This window comes from Actinoplanes sp. NPDC026623 (genome assembly GCF_040638275.1).
Lineage (GTDB): Bacteria > Actinomycetota > Actinomycetes > Mycobacteriales > Micromonosporaceae > Actinoplanes.
The window spans coordinates 16,231-33,137 of sequence record NZ_JBEZXZ010000019.1; the positions used below are offsets into that span (position 1 = coordinate 16,231).

The following is a 16,907-nucleotide window of genomic DNA, read 5'->3' on the forward strand; positions in this document are numbered from 1 at the left end:
CCTTTCTCGGCGGTGCCGGCCCGGCCGCGAGACCGGACCGGCACCTGCTCACGGCTGGTTACCGGCGGGACTGCGACGGTGAACTGGTGGGTGACGACGGCGCCGGCCGGGTGGGGGTCGGCGTCGGCTGGGTGGGGGTCTGCGTCGGCTCGCCGCTGGCGGCCGGCACCGACGGCTCAGCGCCGTCGCCCGGCGGCTCCGTCGCCTGGCCGTTGGAGCTCGCGCGGACGGCCGGGGTGAGCGGGTTCATCGGGAAGAAGTCGCGCGGCAGCAGGTCGAAGCCCTGCCAGTGCAGCGGCATCGGGCTCTGGTCCTCGTCGCGCGGCACGTGGTGGAAGCCGACCCGCACCCACATCACCGGGTCGGTGAGCTTCGACTTGTCCTTGGCGAAGTCGAGGATGGTCCGCTTGCCCGCCGGGCACTCCGGGTCCTGCGCGTTGTCGGTGGCCCACTTCTCGCAGAGGTTCTTCTCGGTGAACGTCACATCCGGCTTGGTCTCCGGGTGCCCCTCATAGCGATCGTCGGCCGAGGTGACCAGCTCGTACGAGCGCTTGTGCCCGTCCTCGTTCTTGCTCTTCTGGCTGACCACGCGCCACCAGCGCTGGTTCACCTTGTTGAAGGTGCCCTCCTTGGCGATGACGGTACGGCTGGTCTTGAGCCGCGCCGTGCTGCTGCCCCGACCGTCGAGCTTCGTGTCGTACTGCTCGACCTGCTCGCCGCCCTTGCCCGCGATGTTGAAGTCCACCCGCCAGAACGCGCTGTGGTAGTGCATCGCCGCGAAGTCGCGGGCGCCCTTGCCGATCGGCCAGCCCCGGTCGGCGTTGAGGTACTCGTCCGGTGCGAGGTCGCCGGTCGCGCCGAGACGGGCCGAGATCTGCCCGTCGTCGTGCAGCCGATACTCGGTCACGTACTCGTACCAGCCCACCTTGCTGATGGAGCGCAGCACCAGGTCGTGACCCGCCTTCGACAGGACGGTCGGGTGCTCCCAGTCGCCGTCCTCGCGCGAACGGTAGGCGAGCCCGGACTGCTCCGCGCTGACACAGAGCACCTTGCGCCGCTCCGGCTCCTCGCTGCCGTCGGAGCCGACCCGCGCCGAGCCGCCCTTGCAGTCGTCACCGGCGAGGGTCTGCAGGCTGTAACCGCCGAAACCGTACGTGGTCAGGTCGTTGTATTCGGTCTCGCCGGAGTCGTAGGGCACGTTGAGCTGCGCCAACCGGATCGACTCGAGCACCTGCACCGGCTGCGGGTAGCGCTTCGAGGAGATCGAGATCTTCTCCAGGATCAGGCCGGCCTTGTCGTGCATGCGCCAGCACAGCTGCCAGGTGGTTCCGTTCGGCAGGGTCTCCTTCACCATGTTGGGCGCGGCGCAGGGCGCGGGCGCGGGGGCCGCCGTTGCGGCGGACGGCATCCCGGTCACCATCGTCGTGGCGGTCAGAATCGCAGCAGCCGCGGAGGCTGCCTTTCGGTACATCATGCTGGCGGTCCCCGACTACTTCAGGCGGGCGGCCGTGCGCCCGGACAGGTCGATGATGATGTGATTGACGTCGATGAAGTGGCCGTCCTCGGTCTGTACGACGAGCTGCAGGCACCGGCGCTTCCCACACTGGCGCGCACCGGTGTCGGCCGGATCCGCCGTGTAGACGTGCGCGTCCGCGACCAGGCCCGCCTTGCCCGCGAGCTCCTTGCCCGTGACCGTGCGGTAGGCGTCCTTCAGATCGGCCCCGAGCGGGTCGGCGAGCAGGATGTCGAGCGCGGCCGCGACCTCGCGCTGCGAGGCCGGCGGCTGCATCTTCGCGGCGGAGAACGACCCGGCGAGCTTGCCCGTGCCGAGGTCGACGACCTGCTTGATGAGCTTGTCGCTGCGGTAGTCGTAGAAATAGAGCTCGGCACGGCGGCCCGCGGAATCGGTGTCCACCTCCGCCGAGAGGTACTCGGGCCCGGCTGCGCCCGTGACGTCCTTGGCGCCGGCCTTGAGCTGGGTGGTCACCGCGATCTTGCGGGCCCGCTCCACCTCGGAGCTGGTCAGCGGATCACTGCCCGTTCCGGTGGCGGGCTCCGGGCCGACCCGAGGATCGGACACCCTCGGCTGTTCGGCGGCCGCCCCGGGCGGCGTGTTCGGTGCGGGCGCGGCGTTGGCCTGCCATGAGGCAACACTGAAGGCGGTCACCGCGGTCACCGCCGCGATACCCAGGCCCCAGGCCCATTTTCTGTAACGATCCACTGTCGGCGTTCCTCCCCGTCGTCTGCGATCCGACGGAGATCATGCCGACTGCCGCGTGAGATCGAGGTAAGCGAATGATCCCGGTCCGCCGAGAACAAGACCCTTCCGGCGGGGCGGACCCCCGCTCAGCAGGGAATCGATGACGACGAGTTGAATCCGTCACGTTCGGCGGATTGATGAAGCTCGGCACCGGAATTGTGAACAAGAGTGGCGATGGCCGTCATGGTTATTGTCTCCGCCCGATGGCGTTGCGGCATTCCTCTGGTCGATTCGCCCGATCGGTGGCGCAGGTCACGTGGGCTCCTCGGCTGGTTCGCCGTCGGCACCATCACGTAGCCGAACTGAGTCACGGACCCGCTCGGTCGATCTGGTCGAGATCGGGTCGACGCGGACGCTTGGCCCTGGCCAACGCCTTGGATGCCGCCGCGGGGCCGGACTGGAACGCCGACACCGACTTCGACGTCCGGCTCCAGGACGTTCCGCTGAACAATCGTCGTCCCGACGTGACGGTGTACCGGGCGGAGACCATCGACGTCACTCCGACACGGCCCGAGCATGTGCTTCTGGTGGTCGAGGTGGTCTCACCCGGGTCGGAGACGACCGACCGGATCGTCAAGGCCGATCAGTACGCGCGGGCTGGTATTCAGTTCTACTGGTGGGTCGAGCAGGCGGCCACCGGTGCACCTCTCGTTTACACATACGTTCTCGACCCGGAGGTGCGGTTGGCTGGCTCGGGGGACGCCGGGGAAGTTGATCAACGCCTACCGTCTGACCGGTGCGCGGACGTCGGAGATTGGATCCGCCCGCCCGGCCGGTAGCCCCGAGGACCCCGCCCACAAAAGGCCCATCCTCAGAGATCGGGGCGCGTACTCGATGCGTCCGGCTCGGAGAGTCGCGCACCGGTGGCGGGGGAACGGTCAGGCCCGCCAAGGTCCGTTCCCTTCTCCGCGTTCGTAGCCCGTGCCGGTCGTCACGATGTCGTCACCGTCGCGGACGACGTCGTCGACGGTGTTGATGACGAAGTCGTAGTCCCGTGCCGGCGCATAGGCGTCGAGGATGTCGAAGTACAGGTACTGGCGCATGACCAGCGACATCACCTCCGGGTGGTCGCGATGCAGGGCCGCGGCCGACGGCCACCCGGCCGCCGCCAGCGCGATGGTGGTCGCGTCGTCGTCATCGCCGAATTTTTCGTAGTCCTCGCGCAGTTCGATGACACATTGCTCGAGCTTCGGTCCCAGCCGCTCGGTGAACTCGCGGACCGGGCGGCGCAGCGCGTACCGGAAAGGGGTCCGGTCGGGAACCGGTTGCCCGAAGTTCATGGCGCGGTAGGCGACCCGGTCCCATGGGAGCAGGAAGCCCGCGATCTCGAAATGAATGGTCATCGGGACGCTCGCGGGGATCGTCGGACGGGCCGGCATGTGGAGCCGATGATGCCATCGACTCGGCGCGGACGCGGTCGTAGCGTTGTCCGGTAGCTGAACAAAAGGTTGCGAAGGGTGGACCGAATGGCTGCACCCACCATCGAAGTGCGCACGGAACCGGACGGCACGGTCGTCATCACGCCCTCGGGCGACATCGATGCCGCCGACGCGGTGCAACTCCAGCGCATTCTGGTCCATGCGGTACGCAAGGTCCGGCCGCTCCGGCTCATCCTCGACCTGTCCGCCGTGTCCCGCCTCGACCCGATCAGCGTCGGCACCGTGTCCGCGGCCTGCGAACTCGGCGACGACCACCGGGTCGTCCTGTGTGTCCACAACCCCACCGGCCGGATCTCCGAGCTGCTCGCCAAGGCCGGCGTGCCACGTCAGCGCCTGCATCAGACCGGCGTCGTGGCCTGACCGCCGGTGACCAGGACCACGACGTGGTGGCCGACGTTGACGGCGTTGTCGGCGTAGCGCTCGTAGTAGCGGCCCAGCAGCGCGCCGTCGATCGCCGCCTCGACGCCCATCGGCCAGTCCGGGCTGAGCAGGACGGCGAAGAGGCGCTGGTGCAGGTGGTCCATGGCGTCGTCGTCGCGGTCGAGCTGGGCGGCCAGGACCGCGTCGTGGCCGGACAACGCCGACACGATCTTGCCGGAGAGCTCGTCGGCCACCGTGCTCATCGCCCGGAAGAGCTCGGCCAGCTCGGGAACGACCGCGGGGGTCGGGTGACGGCGCAGCACGGAACGGGCCACGTGGACGGCGAGTCCGCTCATCCGCTTGAGGTCGGCGGCCACCTGTATCGCGGTCACGGCCTTGCGCAGGTCGACGGCGATCCGCTGCTGGCCGGCGACCAGGTCGTAGGCCCGGTCCTCGGTGACGCGGTAGAGCACGTCGATCTCGTCGTCGCGGACGGTCACCTGGCGGGCCATCGTGTGATCGGCGGTGAGCAGGGCGTTGCTGGCCTGCCGCATCGTCTCCCGAACCGCCCTCGCCATCGTGACCAGGGTGCTGCTGACCCGGTCGAGTTCGGCCTGGAAGTCCTCGCGCATGACTCTCTCCCTTGCTTGCCGCCGGCCGGTGGCCGCGACCCGGATCCGAGATCCCTGAGAATTCGGCGAGTCGAATCCTTTCAGACGATATCGGCGGGCTCGCGGAAACCATCGGCGTCTCGCTGACGAATTCAATAACAGGCGCCGATGCGGAACCGAGGAGCCTTGGATCATGTTCCACGGGAAAACGGTCGCTGAACGTCGGATGAAACTCAGGCTCGCCCGCCGGGTCGCGCCTGCCCCGCGGATACTTTTGTGTCATGCGACTCGGTGTGCTGGATGTCGGCTCGAACACCGTGCATCTGCTCGTCGTCGACGCGCACCGCGGCGGCCACCCCAATCCCATGCACTCCGAGAAGACCCAGTTGCGGCTCGCCGAGCACGTCGAGGCGGGGCAATTGACCGCCGCGGGGGCCGACGGACTCGTACGCGCGGTGGCGCGGGCGAAGACCGCCGCGATCAACGCGGGCTGCGAGGAACTGCTCGCCCTCGCCACCTCGGCGGTGCGCGACGCGGGCAACTCGGCCGCCGTCCTGGCCCGGGTTCGGGTCGAGACCGGCGTCGCCCTGCAGGTGCTGTCCGGCGAGGACGAGGCCCGCTACACCTTCCTCGCGGTCCGCCGCTGGTACGGCTGGTCGGCCGGGCGGCTGCTCGTGCTCGACATCGGCGGCGGATCACTCGAGCTCGCGGCCGGCCTCGACGAGGATCCCGAGGTGGCCCTGTCGGTGCCGCTCGGCGCCGGACGGCTCACCCGGCAGCGGCTGACCGGCGACCCGCCCACCCGCGGCGACCTCGACCTGCTCGCGGCGGACCTGGACGCGGCGCTCGCGCCGATCGCGCGCCGGCTGCGGCAGGGCGGATCGTACGACCTCGCCGTGGGCACCTCGAAGACGTTCCGCTCGCTGGCCCGGCTCGCCGGGGCGGCGCCGTCCAGCGCCGGGCTGCGGGCGCCGCGGATGCTCACCGACGTCGGGTTGCATCAGTTGTTCGGATTCATCAGCCGGATGGCCTCGGCCGACCTGGCCGGCCTGGACGGGGTCAGCCCGGGCCGCGCCCATCAGCTCGTCGCCGGCGCGATGGTGGCCGACGCCGCCATGCGGGCGCTGAGGGTGAGCGAGCTGCACATCTGCCCCTGGGCGCTTCGCGAGGGGGCGATTCTGCACCGGCTGGACACCCTCGGCGTACCCGCGCCGTCCCAGCGGCCGTGGCCGCTCAACGACCGGCACCCCGCGGCACGTCCCCGGCCCCGCGCGGCACAGGAGCTGAGCCCGCCGGCGGCCGGCCAACGCTGAGGTAAACCGCGTGCCGCCCGTTCCCGACGTGCGCTAGCATCACGGTCAGTAAGCGTTGATGGGGACGAGTAGCGCTGGACGCAGCCCAGAGCGACCCGGGGGTGGTGGGAGCCCGGGGGCGTGCACGGCGTGAAGATCACCCCGGAGCTACCGGAAGAAAGGCCCCGGCGGGCCGATTAGAACCGGCGCAACACAGTGAGTGGACCGTGGCTGGTGCGCGGTCAAGGAGGGTGGTACCGCGGGGCCACGGCCTCGTCCCTCCGTTGGTGAGTCCGCCCGACGGAGGAAGGTCCGATGTACAAACCCGTGCCGGCCCAGGTCGACCTGCCCGCGCTCGATCACGAGGTGCTGCACTTCTGGCACGCCGGCAGCGTGTTCGCCCGCAGCCTCGATCAGAGCGCGGGCCGGCCAGAGTGGATCTTCTACGACGGCCCGCCGACGGCGAACGGCATGCCGGGCACCCACCACATCGAGGCGCGGGTGTTCAAGGACCTGTTCCCGCGGTACCAGACCATGAAGGGCTTCCACGTACCCCGCAAGGCCGGCTGGGACTGCCACGGCCTGCCGGTGGAGCTGGCCGTCGAGAAGGAACTCGGGCTGGCCGGCAAACAGGACATCGAGGCGTACGGGATCGCCGAGTTCAACGCGGCGTGCCGCGAGTCGGTGACCCGGCACACCGATGCGTTCGCCGGGTTGACCGAGCGCATGGGCTTCTGGATCGACATGGACGACGCCTACCGGACGATGGACCCGGAGTACGTGGAGTCGGTCTGGTGGTCGCTCAAGCGGATCTTCGACAAGGGGCTGCTGGTCGAGGACTTCCGGGTGGCGCCCTGGTGCCCCCGGGACCAGACCGCGCTGTCCTCGCACGAGCTCGACCAGGGCTACGAGAACGACGTCGACACCTCGGTCTACGTCCGGTTCCCGCTCACCTCCGGTCCGCTGGGCGGGCAGGCGTCGCTGGTGGTCTGGACGACGACACCGTGGACGCTGGTCTCGAACACGGCGGTCGCGGTGCACCCTGACGTCACGTACGTGGTGGCCACCGACGGTGATGAACGGGTCGTGGTCGCCGACGCGCTGGTCGCCGACGCGCTCGGCGAGGGCTGGACGCGTACCGGGCAGGCCTTCACCGGCGCCGAGATGGAGCGCTGGGCCTACCAGCCGCCGTTCGGCCTGGTCGACGTGCCGGACGCGCACTTCGTCATCCTCGCCGGCTACGTCACCGTCAGCAGCGGCACCGGCCTCGTGCACCAGGCGCCCGCGTTCGGCGCGGACGACCTCGCCAGCTGCCGCGCCTACGGGCTGACGATGGTCAACCCGGTGCGCCCGGACGGCACGTTCGAGCCGGCCGTGCCGCTGGTCGGCGGGATGTTCTTCAAGGCCGCCGACGCCCCGCTCGTCGCGGACCTCCGCGAGCGCGGCCTGCTGCTGCGTGAGCTGAGCTACGAGCACAGCTACCCGCACTGCTGGCGCTGCCACACCCCGCTGATCTACTACGCGCAGCCGTCCTGGTACATCCGCACCACCGAGGTCCGCGACGACATGCTGCGGGAGAACGAGCGGACCGGCTGGCACCCCGCGACGATCAAGCACGGCCGTTACGGCGACTGGCTGACCAACAACGTCGACTGGGCGCTGTCCCGGGCCCGCTACTGGGGCACGCCGCTGCCGATCTGGCGCTGCCCCGAGGACCACCTGACCGTGGTGGGTTCCCTCGCGGAGCTGAGCGAGCTCGCCGGCCGGGACCTGAGCACCCTCGATCCGCACCGGCCGTACATCGACGAGGTCACGCTCGGCTGCCGCTGCGGGGCGACCGCGACGCGGGTGCCCGAGGTCATCGACGGCTGGTACGACTCCGGCGCGATGCCGTTCGCCCAGTTCGGCTACCCGCACCGGAACAAGGAGCTGTTCGAGCGCAGCTACCCGGCCCAGTTCATCTGCGAGGCGATCGACCAGACCCGCGGGTGGTTCTACACCCTGATGGCGGTCGGCACGCTTGTCTTCGGCAGGTCGGCGTACGAGAACGTCGTCTGCCTGGGGCACATCCTGGCCGAGGACGGCCGCAAGATGTCCAAGCACCTGGGCAACATCCTCGAGCCGATCCCCCTGATGGAGCGGCACGGGGCCGACGCGGTCCGCTGGTACATGGCGGCCTCGGGTTCGCCGTGGGCGGCCCGCCGGGTCGGGCACCAGACCCTCCAGGAGGTGGTCCGCAAGACGCTGATGACCTACTGGAACACGGTGGCGTTCCAGGCCCTGTACGGCCGCGCGGCCGGGTGGCGGCCGTCGGAGTCAGACCCCGCCCCGGCCGACCGTCCGGTGCTCGACCGGTGGGTGCTCTCCGAGCTCAACGTGCTGGTCGGCCGGGTCGACGAGGCGATGGCCGGGTACGACACCCAGGAGGCCGGCCGCCTGCTCGCGGCGTACGTCGACGACCTGTCGAACTGGTACGTGCGCCGCGGCCGGCGCCGGTTCTGGCGTGGCGACCCGGCCGCGCTCGCCACCCTGCACGAGGCGCTGCGTACCGTGACCCTGCTGCTCGCGCCGATCACCCCGTTCATCACCGAGCGGGTCTGGCAGGACCTGGTCACCATGGTCGAGCCGACCGCCGCGCAGTCGGTGCACCTGGCCGCGTACCCGCAGGTGCGTGCCGATCTGGTGGACGAGGGCCTGGCGCAGCAGATGGCGCTGGTGCGAAGGCTGGTCGAGCTGGGCCGCACGGCCCGTGCCGAGTCGGGCGTGAAGACCCGCCAGCCGCTGGCCCGCTCGCTGGCGTCGGCGCAGGGCTTCGAGTCGCTGGACCCGGAACTGGTCGCCGAGATCGCCGCCGAGCTCAACGTGGTGGCCGTGCTGCCGGTCTCGTCGTCGGGGGACTCGCTCGTGGACACCAGCGCCAAGGCGAACTTCCGCCCGCTCGGCAAGCGCTTCGGCAAGGGCGTCCAGGACGTCGCCAAGGTGGTCGCGGCCGCCGACGCCGCCGCGCTCAAGCGGGATCTCGCCGCCGGCACCGCCACCGTGCTGGTCAACGGCGAGCCGGTCGAGCTGACGGCGGACGAGGTGTTCATCACCGAGACCCCGCGGGAGGGCTGGGCGGTGGCCGCGGAGGCCGGCGCGACGATCGCGCTGGACCTCACGCTCACCCCGGAGCTGCGCCGGGCCGGCCTGGCGCGCGACGTCATCCGGCTGATCCAGGAGGCCCGCAAGTCCTCCGGCCTGGACATCTCCGACCGGATCGAGGTGCGCTACGACGCCGCCGGCGAGCAGACGGCGGCCGCCCTGGCCGAGCACCGCGCGCTGGTCGCCGACGAGGTGCTGGCCACCGCGTTCGGTCCGGGCGAGCCGGACTGGGACACCAAGCCGCACGGCGACGACGACCTCGGCGTGACCTTCTGGCTGCGCCCGGTCTGACCGCGCGGGACGGCCGTCGCCGTGGTCACGCGGGCCGGGCATTGCCCGGTAGCGCGGCTCCGGCGACGAGCCCGGCGGCGGCGGCCGCCGCCACCGCGTCGGCGAGCATCTGGCGCTCGGGGCGGCCGAGCCGGCGGGCCAGGGCCGCGACGTCGTCGAACTCCGGCATCACCTGGGTGATCAGCCCGTGGTCGTGGCCCACCTTCACCGCGACGGTGGCGCCGGCCACGCCGACGTCCACGAAGGCACGCGACAGCGGGTACTTGCGCAGGGCGCCCTCGCGGACGCCGAGCGTGCTGGTGTCGCGGAAGACGCGGTCCCGCAGCGCCTCGGCCCGGCCGGGATGGCACAGCACGCCGAGGGTGTAGGCCGGGCGCCCCTTCTTCATGACGATCGGTGTCAGCCAGGCGTCGGCGGCACCGCTCTCCAGCAGGCCGGCGAGGACGCCCGGCCACAGCCGGGGGTCGAGGTCGTCGATGTTGGCCTCGAGAAGCACGGCCGGCTCGGAAGGACGGTCCCGGGCCGAGGCCCGCGTACCGACGACGACACGCACCACGTTGGCCCGTCCCGGGGTGTCGCGGCCGCCGGCGCCGACCCCGATCGCCTCGACCAGCAGGGGCGGCAGGTCCCCGCAGGACGCGGCGAGCGCGCGAATCGCCGCCATGCCCGTCGGCGTGGCGAGCTCGCCGTCCCCGCCGGAGCGGATCCGCCAGCCCCGGGCCAGCTCCGCCACCGCGGGCACCGGAACCGGCAGGTCGCCGTGCGCGGTCCGGATCCGGCCGGAGCCGACAGCGACCTCGCCGGCGCTGAGGGTGGCGACCCCGAGGTCCTCCAGGGCGGCGCAGACGCCCACGACGTCGGCGAGGGAGTCCAGGGCGCCCACCTCGTGGAAGTGCACGTCCGCTGCGGGGAGGCCGTGCACCCGCGCCTCGGCGCCGGCGAGCCGGGCGAAGACCGCGCCGGCCCGCTCGCGGACCCGCTCCGGCAGTTCCGCTCCGGCGAGCAGGTCGCGGATGGTGGACCAGGTACGCCGCGGCGAGTCGGCGATCAGCGGCTCCACGGTCAGGTGCACGGCGCGCAGGCCGGCCCGGGTCACCACGGTCGAGGAGATCCCGACGGCACCCGGAACGACCGCGTCCACCGCTCGCCGTATCGCCCGCAGGTCCGCGCCCGCGTCGACGAGGGCGCCGAGGAGCATGTCGCCGGCGACGCCCGCGGACGCGTCGATCCAGGCGTGCCGGTGGTCCGTCACGCCTGCTCACCGGGCGCGGCGATCTGCGCGGCCAGGTGCCCGGCGCCGTACCCGTTGTCGATGTTCACGACGGCGACCCCCGGCGCGCAGGAGTTCAACATGGCCAGCAGCGGCGCCAGCCCGCCGAAGGCGGCGCCGTACCCCACCGAGGTCGGCACCGCGACCACCGGCGCGGCGACGAGACCGGCGACCACGCTCGGCAGGGCGCCGTCCATCCCCGCGGCGACCACGACGACGCGCGCGCTGCGCAGCAGGTCGAGCCGGGCCAGCACCCGGTGCAGGCCGGCCACCCCGACATCGACGACGAGTTCGGTACGCCTGCCCAGGTAGCTCGCGGTCTGCAACGCCTCGCGGGCGACCCGCAGGTCGGAGGTGCCGGCCGCGACCACGACCACCAGCCCACCGGCCGGCTCGGGCGGCAGCGGCGGCCAGGCCAGCAGCGCCGCGTCGGCGTCGTGGCAGGCGTCCGGCAGCTCTCCCAGGATCGCCGCGGCGTGCGCGGCGGTGGCCCGGGTGAACAGCGTGACGACCTCCGGCCGGGCACCGACCGCGGCGGCGATGGCGGCCACCTGCCCGGGTGTCTTGCCCGCGCAGTAGACCGCCTCGGGGTAGCCCCGCCGCGCGGTCCGGCCGAGGTCGAGGTCGGCGAACGCGGCCACGTCGTCAGGCATGGGAGATCTGGACGAACGGAAGGGTGAACGCGCCCGACTGCACGCCGGCCAGGTCGACGGCGGCGAACCGGAAGCCCGCCGCCACGACGGCGTCGAGGATCGCCCCGCGCAGCGGGTCGGCGACGGCGCGCGGCAGGTCCCCGGGCGGCAGCTCGATGCGGGCGATGTCGCCGTGGTGGCGCACCCGGAGGTCGGCGAAGCCCAGCCGGCGCAGGGCCGCCTCCGCCAGCTCGACCTGCCGCAGCTTCTCCGGGGTGACGTCGGCGAAGTGCGGGATGCGCGAGGCCAGGCACGGCGCGGCCGGCTTGTCGGCGCACGGCAGCTCGAGCTCGCGCGCGATGCGGCGTACCGCGGCCTTGTCGATCCCGGCGTCGGCGAGCGGCCGCAGGACCCGGTGGCCGGCGGCGGCGCGCGAACCCGGCCGGTCCGGCCGGCGGGCATCGTCGGCGTTCTCCCCGTACGCGACCGCGTCCAGCCGGTGCGCGTCGACGACTTCGTCGGTGATCCGGGTGAACAACTCGTCCTTGCAGTGGAAGCACCGGTCCGGCCCGTTGGCCCGGTACGCCGCGCGGTCGCCCTCGTGCGTGGACACCTCCACGACCTCGACGCCGATGTGCCGGGCGACCCGGTGCGCGGCGGCCCGCTCGTCGGCGGCGAGGCTCGGTGAGACGCCGAGGATCGCGACGACCCGGCCGGCGCCGATGGCCTGTGCCGCCAGCGCCAGCAGCACCGAGGAGTCGACCCCGCCGGAGAAGGCGACGCCGAGCCGCCCGATGCCGGCGAGCCGATCCGTCACGCCTGCCGTGTCTGTCATGGCGTCCCTTCCGTAGCAGGGCGATCAGCCGGCGGCCGGTATCCGGTTGCGGGTTATGGCTTCCGGGCCACCGCGCCGTAGGCGTCCAGCCACTCGGCTTCGCCGTCCGGGCGCCACTGCGTGATCTGCACCAGGCCCGGCTCCTCCATCTCCAGGCCGTCGAACAGGCTGCCGATCTCGTCCGGGCTGCGCAGGATGTACGGCACGCCGGCGGCCCGGTCGGCGGCGACGTTGTCCTTGCCGCCCATCCAGTAGTTCCAGATGCGCGCCGCGTGCGGCACATCGGGCTGAAGGTGGGCCGAGGTCTCGTCCTCCGTGAGCGCCATGCGCACGTTCTACGGGAACCGCGCCGCATGCGCAAGTGCGCCCGCTCCGCGCTACCGCGGCATCGTGCACCGGCACTCCACGACGTACTTCCCGGCGGGGCTGCGGCCGGCCGCCAGGACCTCCAGGCCCGCCTCGCCGGCCAGTCCGGTGAAGTCCGCGAGGCTGCGCTCCCGGCCGCCGGCCAGCACCATCATCATCAGGTCGCCCGCGCCGTCCGGCTGGCCCGGCGACACCCCGCCGATGACCACGACCCGGCCGGACGGTCCGGCGGCGTCGGCGCAGCGGCGCAGGATCTCCCGCGCCGCCGGGTCCGGCCAGTCGGAGATGACGGACTTCAGCAGGTACAGCTCGGCGCCGGCGGGCAGCGGGTCGAAGAAGCTCTGGCCGAAGGTGGTCACCCGGTCGGTCACGCCGGCCTCGGCGAAGCTGTCCGCCGACCGTGCCACCGTCCGGGGCAGGTCGACCAGGATGCCGCGCAGTTCCGGCCGCGCCCTGAGGATCGCCGCGAGCAGGGTGCCGGTGCCGCCGCCGACGTCGGCCACGCAGGTCACCCCGGTCCAGTCGTCGCTGACCAGGATGTCGGGCCTGGGTGCACCGTGGCCCTCGGGTCCCATCAGCGCGTCGAAGCCGGCCGCTATGTCCGGGTGGGCGTTCAGGTCCTCCCAGAACGGCCGGCCGAACACCTCGGCGTAGCCGGGCTCCCCGGTCCGCACCGAGGTGAGCAGCCCGGACCACAGTCCGGCCAGCCGGCCGCCGATGCCGTCGAGGTCCAGCCCGGCGCGAAGCTCCGGTGCCATCAGCCCCCGCGCGGCCTCGTTGAGGGCGAACTCGCCGGGCGACGGCTCCTCGAACACCCCGCGGCCGACGAGGTGCCGCAGCACCCTGGTCAGCGCGTCGGTGTTGACCCCGGCCACGGCCGCGATCTGCTCGACGCCGGCCCGGCCTGCCGCGATCTGCTCGGCCACCCGTACGGTCACCGCCACGCGCACGCACCAGGGCGTGGCGAGGTCGGCCATCGCTTCAAGATCCACATTTTCGGGCACGAACTCACCTCCGCTGGCAATCTCTCACATCGGCGGGCAGCGAATAGCCTCACAGTTCCCGATCGGGAGGTGTGTCCATGCAGGCGGACGTTACCCAGGGTGAGCCGCGCCCCGGAATCGTGAACCTCGATCCCGGCTACCTCGATCCGGAGCTGCTGCCGGTCGAGCTGCTGGGCCGCTGGACCCGGCGTGCGCTGCGGCGCTGGGGGACGCAGACCCTCGGGTACGGCGCCGACGCGGGGCCGCTGCCGCTGCGTGCGGCGCTGGCGGGGCGGCTCGCGGGCTGCACACCGGCGAACGTGGTCACCACCGCCGGCACCTCCGCCGCGCTGGACCAGCTCGCCCTCCTGCTCGCGGCGCAGGGCCGCACGCTGCTGACCGAGGCCTCCACGTACGACCTGGGCCGGCGGATCTTCGAGGCCCGCGGCGTGCCGGTGCGGCCGGTTCCCGGGCCGGTGGACGACGTGGACGTCGACGCGTTCGCCCGGGCCGCCCGCTCGGCCGCCCGCGCCTCGGGGCGCGCGCCGGCGATGTACCTCATCCCGACGTTCCACAATCCGACCGGCCGGGTGCTGCCGGCCGAGCGGCGGCGTGCGCTGGTCGAGCTCGCGGAGCGGGAGGGGATGTTCGTCATCGAGGACCAGGCGTACACCGACCTGAGCTTCGGGGCGCCACCACCGCCACCCCTGTGGACGTACGCGGAGGATCGCGATCGCGTCGTGGCCCTGTACTCGTTCGCCAAGTGCCTGGCGCCCGGCCTGCGGGCCGGCTGGCTGGTGACGGGGGAGCGGCTCGCCGCGGAGCTGGCCGCCGACCCGGTCCGGCACAGCGGCGGCGGGCCGACCCACTTCACCGTCATGGCGGTGGCGGCCGGCTGCGCCGACGGCGACCTGGACCGGCGCATCGTCACCCTCCGGCAGCAGCTGCGCGCCCGCCGCGACGCGCTGCTCGGCGCGCTCGACGGCGCCCTGCCCCCGGAGTTCGAGGTGATCACGCCGCACGGCGGGTTCTTCGCGTGGGTGCGGCTGCCGCCGGCGTCCGACAGCGCGGCGTTGCGACTGAGGGCGGAGCAGTGCGGCGTGTCCTACGCCGACGGGCGGCGGTTCGGTGCCGAGCCCGGCGCCCGGCTGTGTTTCGCCGCGGCCGGACCGGACCGGCTCCGGGAGGGCGCCGCCCGCCTGATCGAGGCCTGGCGGCGCGGCTAGCGCATCCAGTGCTGCCCGGTCGTCCAGCCGAGCAGGCGGCGCCCGCCGGCCGGTGTGCGGTCGTCGGTGAACCGGCCGCCCGCGGCGACGTAGCCCAGCCCGACCAGGGCCGGCCCGATCCTGGCCCGCACGGCGGCCGGCGCGGCGGCGAGGTCGGCATGGAACCCGTCGATCAGCGGCCTCGGGTCACCCGCGTCCGGGAGCGACAGGAAGAAGACCAGGTGCCGCCACGCGTACGCGATGTCCTTGATCGTCGGTAGCGGCCGCGGGTTGCCGTCGATGCGGCCGGCGAGCCGCAGCGCGGCGGCGAAGGCGCGCCGAGCCGGCTCGGCCCAGCCGGCGGCCGGCGTGACGCCGACGGAATGGACCAGGGTGGCCAGGTTGTGGGTGGTCAGGATCTGGGCCTGCTCGATCACCGTGCCGTTGGCCGCGACCGGCGAGTGCCCGCGCGGCTGGTCCGCCCGGGCCCGGCACAGCGCGTCGAACGCGGCGCCGCTCGAACCGCCGGGCGGCGGCAGCGCCGGGTAATCGATGTCGTAGTAACGGGCGTACAGCGTGCCGGTGAGCAGCTCGCCGGCCAGGTGGGCGGCGCGCGCGAACTTGGGCGAGAACCGGCCCATGAAGATGTCGGCGGCCAGCTCCTCCACCCAGGGCAGGCCGGCGTCGGCTTCCCGGGACAGCGCCGCGAGCTCCCGCACGAGCGGGTTGGGCAGCAGCGTGGCGGGGAACCCGTCCAGGGCCAGCTCGCCGAGCCGCCGCAGGGTGGCGTGCGCCTCGGTGCGGGTGTCGTCGCCGCTCTGCCGGTACGGGCGCAGCGCCCGGACCCACGGCAGCTCGGTCCACCGCACCTGGTGCTCCAGGTCGAGCAGCAGCAGCGAGCGCCGGCGGCTGAAGGCGCGGTAGGTCGCCGCCATCAGCGCCCGCAGGGCGGGATCCGGGTACGCGGCGGCGCCGGCCTCGGCGGTGAGCTGCGGTACCAGCTCGGCCAGCACCTCGGCCGACGGCAGCAGGCCGGCGTCGAGCAGCTCGTCCACCCGCCCGGCCGTCGCGCGCCGGACGACCCGCCGGATCGGCTCCGGGATCGGCGTGCCGGCCGGAACCAGGCCCGCCTCGTCCACGCCGACCGGGACGCACACCGCGTCGACGTCACGGATGCCCGCCTCCGGGTCGAGCCTCGCGATCCGGGCCACCACCACCCGGGTCAGCAGGTGATGGGCGGGTACCTCGGCCTCCCGCTCCTGCACCAGCCGCAGCGCGGCGTGCTCGGCGGATCCGGGCCGTCCGCGCCGCGCCAGCATCGAGTCGGCCACGTGGCGCAGCATCCCCCGCGTGCGGGGCGGCAGGTCGCGGCCGTCGACCACCTCCCGGGCGGCCGCGCGCAGGATGGCCAGATTCTCCTTCGGGCGGCGATGCTTGCCGCAGCGGGTGTGCACGGCGGCGAGCGCCTCGTACCGGCCGAGCAGCGCCCCGGCCCGAGCGTGCCAGCCGGGCGGGAACACGGCCGCCACCGCGCCGCCGTCGTCGCGGGTCTCCAGCCACAGGCTCAGCAGCTCGTCGGCGAACGGGTTCCACACCGTCAGCGCCTCGCGCTTCGCCTCCACCCGGGCGTTCTCCCGCCGGCCGGCCAGCGCGGCGCCGACCTCACCGGCGCTGGTCCGCCACACCACCGACGGATCCTGCGCGCCGGCCGGATCCGGCGCCGGGGTGAAGCACAGCTCCGGGGCGTACGGTCCGATCTCCTGCAGCAGGCCGTGCGCCCGGGCCCGGTCACCGGCCCGCAGCAGCCACGCCACGGCGAGCAGGGCCGCCTGCTCCGGGAATTCCAGCCGGTAGCCGCCGCCGTCCAGCAGGGCGCACAGCTCCGCCTGCCCGGCATCGGTCAGACAGTGCGCGAAGACCGCCTCCCGCTTGCCGGCCACGGCCGCCTCGTGTGCGCGCAGCGGCCCACCCGCCGCGGCCGTGCCGGTGGCGAACCCACCGCGGACCACCTGCGGCGTGACCCAGGCGGGCAACCCGGCCACCGGCGTACGCGAACCGATCGTCAGCGTGCCCGACACCATTCCCGCGAGCACTCGCAACCAGCGCCGGACCCGTCCCTCGGCACGCGCGCGAGTGGTCGCATCCTCGTGGGTCACCGCGGTCACGAACGCGGACCCGAGCTGCCCCTGCGGGTAGCCGTCGCCCACCTGGTTGTTCTCCAT

The 16,907-nt window shown here is 73.0% G+C and carries 15 protein-coding genes; 5 read left to right on the forward strand and 10 right to left on the reverse strand.

What is annotated here, in order from left to right; all coding sequences use genetic code 11:
- Positions 1-58: 58 nt before the first annotated feature.
- Both AB0F10_RS08630 and AB0F10_RS08635 read right to left on the reverse strand, forming a co-directional pair.
- The gene (locus AB0F10_RS08630) at positions 59-1,408 is read right to left on the reverse strand and encodes a primary-amine oxidase (protein WP_360621511.1); all 1,350 of its coding nucleotides are present in this window, start codon (positions 1,406-1,408) and stop codon (positions 59-61) included.
- Positions 1,409-1,489: 81 nt separating this feature from the next.
- On the reverse strand, positions 1,490-2,221 hold the full coding sequence (locus tag AB0F10_RS08635; protein ID WP_360621513.1) for a hypothetical protein: 732 nt from the start codon (positions 2,219-2,221) through the stop codon (positions 1,490-1,492).
- Between the two features lie 395 nt (positions 2,222-2,616).
- On the opposite strand from AB0F10_RS08635, the gene AB0F10_RS08640 reads away from it, so the two are divergent.
- Positions 2,617-3,039, forward strand: a complete 423-nt coding sequence (locus AB0F10_RS08640) for a Uma2 family endonuclease (RefSeq protein ID WP_360621515.1) — start codon at positions 2,617-2,619, stop codon at positions 3,037-3,039.
- A gap of 99 nt (positions 3,040-3,138) precedes the next feature.
- On the opposite strand, the gene AB0F10_RS08645 is transcribed toward AB0F10_RS08640, so the two are convergent.
- Positions 3,139-3,603, reverse strand: a complete 465-nt coding sequence (locus AB0F10_RS08645) for a hypothetical protein (RefSeq protein ID WP_360621517.1) — start codon at positions 3,601-3,603, stop codon at positions 3,139-3,141.
- A 123-nt stretch (positions 3,604-3,726) separates the two neighbouring features.
- Here AB0F10_RS08645 and AB0F10_RS08650 point away from each other — a divergent pair, with 123 nt between their 5' ends.
- Positions 3,727-4,059 carry an STAS domain-containing protein gene (locus AB0F10_RS08650; RefSeq protein WP_360621520.1) on the forward strand — a complete coding sequence of 111 codons (333 nt, stop codon included), beginning with the start codon at positions 3,727-3,729 and terminating at the stop codon, positions 4,057-4,059.
- Here AB0F10_RS08650 and AB0F10_RS08655 read toward each other — a convergent pair.
- Complete coding sequence (locus tag AB0F10_RS08655; RefSeq protein WP_360621522.1) at positions 4,038-4,691, reverse strand: PhoU domain-containing protein; 654 nt, start codon at positions 4,689-4,691, stop codon at positions 4,038-4,040. The two genes, AB0F10_RS08650 and AB0F10_RS08655, sit on opposite strands and share 22 nt — an antisense overlap.
- Before the next feature lie 260 nt (positions 4,692-4,951).
- On the opposite strand from AB0F10_RS08655, the gene AB0F10_RS08660 reads away from it, so the two are divergent.
- Together AB0F10_RS08660 and ileS are read left to right on the forward strand one after the other, a co-directional pair.
- A complete protein-coding gene (locus AB0F10_RS08660; protein ID WP_360621524.1) occupies positions 4,952-5,983 on the forward strand; it encodes a Ppx/GppA phosphatase family protein in 1,032 nt (343 codons plus the stop codon).
- A gap of 294 nt (positions 5,984-6,277) precedes the next feature.
- Entirely contained in the window at positions 6,278-9,394 is a 3,117-nt protein-coding gene (ileS, locus tag AB0F10_RS08665) for an isoleucine--tRNA ligase (protein WP_360621527.1), read from the forward strand.
- 25 nt (positions 9,395-9,419) lie between these two features.
- Here the strand turns inward: ileS and larC are convergent, their stop codons facing one another.
- The 5 genes from larC to AB0F10_RS08690 are packed head-to-tail and all read right to left on the reverse strand — an operon-like array spanning position 9,420 to position 13,501.
- Positions 9,420-10,646 (reverse strand): nickel pincer cofactor biosynthesis protein LarC, encoded by a 1,227-nt coding sequence (gene larC / locus AB0F10_RS08670; protein WP_360621529.1) that lies wholly within the window; start codon positions 10,644-10,646, stop codon positions 9,420-9,422.
- Complete coding sequence (larB, locus tag AB0F10_RS08675; protein ID WP_360621531.1) at positions 10,643-11,317, reverse strand: nickel pincer cofactor biosynthesis protein LarB; 675 nt, start codon at positions 11,315-11,317, stop codon at positions 10,643-10,645. The genes larC and larB overlap by 4 nt, the downstream gene beginning before the upstream one ends.
- Positions 11,310-12,131: an ATP-dependent sacrificial sulfur transferase LarE gene (gene larE, locus AB0F10_RS08680; RefSeq protein WP_360621533.1), complete on the reverse strand. Its 822-nt coding sequence runs from the start codon at positions 12,129-12,131 to the stop codon at positions 11,310-11,312. Before larE ends, larB begins: the two co-directional genes overlap by 8 nt.
- A gap of 53 nt (positions 12,132-12,184) precedes the next feature.
- Positions 12,185-12,457, reverse strand: a complete 273-nt coding sequence (locus AB0F10_RS08685; RefSeq protein ID WP_360621535.1) for an SAM-dependent methyltransferase — start codon at positions 12,455-12,457, stop codon at positions 12,185-12,187.
- Positions 12,458-12,508: 51 nt separating this feature from the next.
- On the reverse strand, positions 12,509-13,501 hold the full coding sequence (locus tag AB0F10_RS08690; protein ID WP_360621537.1) for a methyltransferase: 993 nt from the start codon (positions 13,499-13,501) through the stop codon (positions 12,509-12,511).
- 77 nt (positions 13,502-13,578) lie between these two features.
- On the opposite strand from AB0F10_RS08690, the gene AB0F10_RS08695 reads away from it, so the two are divergent.
- Complete coding sequence (locus AB0F10_RS08695) at positions 13,579-14,706, forward strand: aminotransferase class I/II-fold pyridoxal phosphate-dependent enzyme (RefSeq protein WP_360621539.1); 1,128 nt, start codon at positions 13,579-13,581, stop codon at positions 14,704-14,706.
- Here the strand turns inward: AB0F10_RS08695 and AB0F10_RS08700 are convergent.
- Entirely contained in the window at positions 14,703-16,907 is a 2,205-nt protein-coding gene (locus AB0F10_RS08700; protein ID WP_360621541.1) for a hypothetical protein, read from the reverse strand. The two genes, AB0F10_RS08695 and AB0F10_RS08700, sit on opposite strands and share 4 nt — an antisense overlap.

Coding starts and splice junctions, on each gene's coding strand:
- AB0F10_RS08630 (WP_360621511.1), bottom strand. CDS start 1,408: ATGCCGTCCGCCGCAACGGCGGCCCCCGCGCCCGCGCCCTGCGCCGCG.
- AB0F10_RS08645 (WP_360621517.1), bottom strand. CDS start 3,603: ATGACCATTCATTTCGAGATCGCGGGCTTCCTGCTCCCATGGGACCGG.
- AB0F10_RS08650 (WP_360621520.1), top strand. CDS start 3,727: ATGGCTGCACCCACCATCGAAGTGCGCACGGAACCGGACGGCACGGTC.
- AB0F10_RS08655 (WP_360621522.1), bottom strand. CDS start 4,691: ATGCGCGAGGACTTCCAGGCCGAACTCGACCGGGTCAGCAGCACCCTG.
- AB0F10_RS08660 (WP_360621524.1), top strand. CDS start 4,952: ATGCGACTCGGTGTGCTGGATGTCGGCTCGAACACCGTGCATCTGCTC.
- ileS (WP_360621527.1), top strand. CDS start 6,278: ATGTACAAACCCGTGCCGGCCCAGGTCGACCTGCCCGCGCTCGATCAC.
- larB (WP_360621531.1), bottom strand. CDS start 11,317: ATGCCTGACGACGTGGCCGCGTTCGCCGACCTCGACCTCGGCCGGACC.
- larE (WP_360621533.1), bottom strand. CDS start 12,131: ATGACAGACACGGCAGGCGTGACGGATCGGCTCGCCGGCATCGGGCGG.
- AB0F10_RS08685 (WP_360621535.1), bottom strand. CDS start 12,457: ATGGCGCTCACGGAGGACGAGACCTCGGCCCACCTTCAGCCCGATGTG.
- AB0F10_RS08695 (WP_360621539.1), top strand. CDS start 13,579: ATGCAGGCGGACGTTACCCAGGGTGAGCCGCGCCCCGGAATCGTGAAC.
- AB0F10_RS08700 (WP_360621541.1), bottom strand. CDS start 16,907: ATGGAGAACAACCAGGTGGGCGACGGCTACCCGCAGGGGCAGCTCGGG.